The following is a 3193-nucleotide window of genomic DNA, read 5'->3' as shown; positions in this document are numbered from 1 at the left end:
GTTAGCCGCATTGGGCCATGGATGGCCCGTTGCGGCGGCCCACGGTTCAGGATCTGCGGGCGGGTACACCGAGCGACAGCGAGGTGCCGAGTGGTGGGGTAAAAGCGTTTTGGTTACTTTTGCGCTGTTCAAAAGTGACGCGCTGTAAAAGCGCAACCAATATCAGCCATAACGCACCAACGGATATGTACACAAGATGAGCCCCCCCTCACTCACCCCCCGGATCCGCTGGCACCTCGCCGTCCTGACTGGTATCAATGCTGACCACCACCGACATCCCCGGTCGCAAACGTTTCGCCAACGGCTGATTGGGCTCGACAATGATCCGCACCGGAATCCGCTGAGAGATCTTCACAAAGTTGCCGGTAGCGTTATCCGCCGGCAGCAAACTGAACTCCGAACCCGTCGCAGGCGAAATCCGCTGCACGCGCCCGTGCATCTTTTCATGGCCCAGCGCGTCAACAGTAAACGTGACCGGCTGACCAAGGCGCACATTCACCATCTGCGTTTCTTTCATATTGGCGATGACCCAAAGCCGGTCGGGTACCAGCGCCATCAACTGCGCGCCGGAATTCACGTAGGCACCGAGGCGCACGCCAATCTGCCCCAACTGACCGTCACGCGGGGCCAGAATCCGGGTATTGCTCAGGTCAATGCGCGCCAGCTCGATAGCCGCTTCAGCATTGGCCACCGAAGCTTCCAGCGAGCCGCGATTGATGATCACGGTTTGCAGATCCTCCTTGGCAATGTCTAGCGCAGCACGGGCTTCAGCGATGGCGGCGTTGGCTTGTGCATCGGCGGCGCGGCTGACGTCCAGCTCACTTTTTGAGACCGAACCATCGGTGACCAGCGCCTGATTTCGACGCAGGTCGGCCGCCGCCTTGCGACCCTGAGCGATGCTGTTTTCCAGGGCGGCCTTGCGCTGTGCAATGGTCGCTTCGGCACTGCGTCGCTGTTGCAGGTTGTTGGCCAGTGAAGCTTTCTGAATGCCCAGTTGCGCCAGCGATTGATCCAGATGCTGACGGTAGATCCGGTCATCCAGTCGCACCAGCAGGTCGCCTGCCTTGACGAACTGGAAGTCCTGTACCGGCACCTCGAAGACATATCCGCTCAATTGCGGACTGATGATCGTGGTCTGGCCCCTGACCAATGCGTTTTCAGTACTTTCGACAGGGCTGCTGAACGGCGGCAATTGCCAGGCATAGAGGACGATCAGAATGCCGATCAGCGCAATGCTGGCAAAGATCACCGAGGAGATGATCCGGGTGCGCGAAGAGCGCGGTTCGCTGCTGGCGGGGGCGGCTGCCGGGGGCGGTGGCGGCCCTGATGATGCGGGTTGTTCTGGTGTCTGATCAGAGCCTGCGTCGGTCGATGCAGGGGGCTTGGTTGTGTCATTCATGAAGGTTGAGCGCCGCTGGAGTTAACGGAAGTAGAGTTCGCCGCTGCAGGCGTTGTCGCCGCAAGCGGTTTTGTGGTCATTCTCAGCCAGGTCACGCGAATCGAAATCCAGACCATGGTCAGGACGGCAACCAGCGCGATCAGCATGAATACGTCGTTGTAGGCCAGAATATTGGCTTCCCGGGTGGCTGTATTGGCGATGGCGCGGATGCCCAGACTGGTCCGCGTCGATGGGTCAGCAATGGCTGAAGCGTAGCTCGCGCTGGAGCTTTGCAGGCGGGCCTGAACCTGAGGGTTGATCAAGGTGAGGTGTTCGACCAGCACGCTTGAGTGAAATTTCTCCCGCACCACCTGAAACGTGCCGAACACCGCCGAGCCGATCAGCCCGCCCAGGTTCTGGGTGATCCCGAACAGTACGGAAAAACTGACCATGTTGCGCGGGTTGGCGATCACGCTGCTGATGCCCATGACCAGCGTCGGACCCAGAAAGAATGTGCCGCCGAAGGCCAGCAGAAACTGGCTCAGGTACATGTTCGATTGCCGGGTGACGTTGGTCGAGCCGCTGTCCATCCAGGCGCCAATGGCAATCATCGCCAAAGAAATCAACAAAGGTTTGATCAGGTGCTGCGGGTTGATCGTCCATGCACTGACCGCCAGACCCGCCACGCTGCCCAGTAACATCACGGCGTACAGTGAATGCAGTTGTTCGGAGCCCATGTTCAGGGTTTGAAGAAACCCCACTGCGCCGATGGATTGCTCCGACAGTACGACTCTGAACAGGATGACCGCCAGCCCCAGACGCCAGATCGCACCACTGCCCAGCCAGCGAGTGATCAGCAGTGGGTTTTTGCGGTTATGTTCGATGGCCAGACCGGCGCAGATCAGCGCGATGGATGCGGCAGATGCCAGACCGATCCAGGTTTTCTCCAGCCACCATTCGATGCGGCCCAGGGAAAGCACGGCGCAGAGCAGGGCGAAGCCGGTGGAAAGCAGGCCAAACGTCAGGAAGTCGAGTTTTTCGAATGCCTTGAAGCGGTCTCCTGGAGGTAACTTGAGCAACAGCACGCAGCCTAGCGACAGCAGTGCCATGCCTAGCTCGAACAGGTAAAGGCCACGCCATTCGGCGATTTGCAACAAATCCTCGGACACAAGCCGAGCCATGGGAATAGCCAGTTGCGCGGTGCCCAGCCCGAGCACCAATGCTTTCAAGCGCCACTTTTGCGGGAAGGCCTGGATCATGTAATAAAGGCCCAGCGTCGACAGGGCCGCGCCCACCATCCCATGAGCCGCACGCACGGCGATGGCGGAGTTCAGGTCGTTGACGAACAGGTGAGCGAAGGTCACCAGTGCGTAGAGCACCAGAAATAACTCGGTGAAGGTCCGCAGGCCGAACTGCTGGCGAAACTTCACCAGCACCAGATTCATTGAGACGTTGGTCATGACGTAGGCCGCGGGGAGCCAGGCGACTTCAGCGGTGGTCGCGCCCAGTGAACCTTGCAAATAGGGCAGGTTGGCAACCACCAGTGCATTACCCAGGCCGCCGGTCAGCGCAACGATGACCCCAACCAGCGCGTAAGCCCAGCGCTTGGGCGTTGAGTGCAGCGGCGTCGACGGCGAGCCGGGCATGGTCGGCCGTTCATGGGGAGCCCAGTCGCGTTGGGTGTACTTACTGCTCATGCGTGGGTACTGCCTTGTGGCAACTGTGTTTGATGTTTGAAGTGTTGCACAGGACCTGTAGGAGCGCGCTTGCCCGCGATGGCGTCAGGTCAGTCGATGAATGTATCGCCAGTGCTGA

Annotated in this window: 2 protein-coding genes; both read right to left on the bottom strand. The window is 59.7% G+C overall.

What is annotated here, in order from left to right:
• Window positions 1-208: 208 nt before the first annotated feature.
• Window positions 209-1399, bottom strand: coding sequence for an HlyD family secretion protein (locus KDX30_RS29340; protein ID WP_231678243.1), 1191 nt, complete (start codon window positions 1397-1399; stop codon window positions 209-211).
• Entirely contained in the window at window positions 1396-3075 is a 1680-nt protein-coding gene (locus tag KDX30_RS29335; RefSeq protein ID WP_231668211.1) for an MFS transporter, read from the bottom strand. The genes KDX30_RS29340 and KDX30_RS29335 overlap by 4 nt, the downstream gene beginning before the upstream one ends.
• Between the last annotated feature and the right edge of the window lie 118 nt (window positions 3076-3193).

Origin of the sequence: Pseudomonas quasicaspiana (assembly GCF_021147825.1) — a bacterium.
Taxonomy (GTDB): domain Bacteria; phylum Pseudomonadota; class Gammaproteobacteria; order Pseudomonadales; family Pseudomonadaceae; genus Aquipseudomonas; species Aquipseudomonas quasicaspiana.
This window is presented reverse-complemented; position numbering and strand designations above follow the sequence as displayed.